Source organism: Acinetobacter sp. 243_ASPC, assembly GCF_001054715.1.
Classification (GTDB): Bacteria; Pseudomonadota; Gammaproteobacteria; order Pseudomonadales; family Moraxellaceae; genus Acinetobacter; species Acinetobacter soli.
The window spans coordinates 1-1,674 of the sequence record NZ_JVOR01000043.1 but is presented as its reverse complement, the minus strand read 5'-3'; the positions used below and the strand labels follow the sequence as shown (position 1 = coordinate 1,674).

The following is a 1,674-nucleotide window of genomic DNA, read 5'->3' as shown; positions in this document are numbered from 1 at the left end:
ATATTTTATTCTTTACGGTCTGACTTCATGCATGTTAAGAGTTTATGGTCTTTTGCGGTCTATCCAAAACTTATTACATTTCTGTGGTCTATCTTTAAGGTCTTTTAGAGAACTGAGGTCTTTTCGCGGTCTATTGTACTTTACATTGAAAAATATTGTCTTTATTAACTGACACATAGAAAATTTAATAAATTTATTCTTACGGTGTATTTTTAGGTGATTTTTTAATTTTACTTTAAAATATATAGACTTAGTATTTTATGCATGGTCTCGTTGATTTTACTAATAAAAAAATCATCAACCTATATTAAGATTTTGTTTTTATTATATTTTTTATTGAAACTTGTCTTTACTCATAATCCGTTGGTCCCGTGTTCGAGTCACGGTGGGCCTACCATATAAAACAACCACTTAGGTGCATTAATCCTAAGTGGTTTTTTAATGCTTGAAATTCATGCAAGCACTATGTGACCAGTTCATCTTTTCTGGCTGATCAAAGATTATGATGCTCTCTTCTTTTACCTGGCTACAGAGCAATAGGCAATGAGCAATGCCCTCTACTAAAATTAATCATAGACGCTTATTTTCGTAGCCACTTATTTATTAATGAGTACTAACTTTTTGAGTCAAGAATTAGTAGCTATTGAAGCTAGGTTCATGAAAGAAAACGTCGTACATGTAGTTGTATGTTGAGAGTATGACAAGTCAGCCAGATGACTAAAATATTATTTTTAGACTTTTGTTAAATCAAAATAAAATTAGCGAGATAGTTTTACTCAGTCATTGCATGAAATTTCTATACTCGCTAATTTTAAATTCTAATTAATTTAAATCCATTGGCTGGAAATAATGTCAAATTTTATTAATAAAGTTGATTCACTGAGTCCTCTTGAACTCCGAATACACCATCTGTCTTTTCTATTTCATTAACAATTTCTTTTACCTTAGATTGAGGAACAGAGACTACAATGATACTTAAATTATCTAATACATATACTGTTTCTAATTTTTGATTCTGTATTTTACTCAAAACTTTTTGCTTCTTGGTAGCATCATAATGAACTATGAAGTTAGTATGATCTTGTTGATGAGCAGATCTAAATAACTCCCATGCATCTACTTCTGACCCATCTGAAAGCTTACAAAATGCAAACTCATCACCAGCTAAATTTTTTTTGGTGAAAGATTTTCCACCTATTTTTTCACAATGAACACTGGCAGGATTGGGCATACCAATTGATTTAATATTATTAGTATTACTAATAATACTAGATGTGCATGCAGTGAACAAAAGTGATGAGGCTAGTGTTGCAATTAGGTTTTTTTTCATAAGATCATAAACTAGCTGAGGAAAAAGGGTATTATCAGACAAAATTATTCGATGAAGTATGATAAGTGTATTTATTTCGATATAAAAATTTTTAGAAAACCTTTATTAATCCATACTTCAGATAATAATTTACTTAAAAAATTAGCATGAGAAGATGAAAAAATGGATATTTCGTTTTATGATTTCTTTAAGAGTCGAAAAGCCATAAGCTTTTCTTATGCTTACAAGTTTTGGGTAGGAGAAGTATACGCGAATTCTGGTAATTACCTATGTCATGATGTGTTTTGAAGTGAAATCATGTGATCATCGCACCATATTTTATTCTTTACGGTCTGACTTCATGC

Annotated in this window: 1 protein-coding gene; it reads right to left on the bottom strand. The window is 30.4% G+C overall.

Features of this window, described 5'->3' with window-relative positions; genetic code table 11:
* Nucleotides 1–862: 862 nt before the first annotated feature.
* On the bottom strand, nucleotides 863–1,372 hold the full coding sequence (locus ADA42_RS17855; RefSeq protein WP_228137611.1) for a DUF333 domain-containing protein: 510 nt from the start codon (nucleotides 1,370–1,372) through the stop codon (nucleotides 863–865).
* Nucleotides 1,373–1,674: the final 302 nt, after the last annotated feature.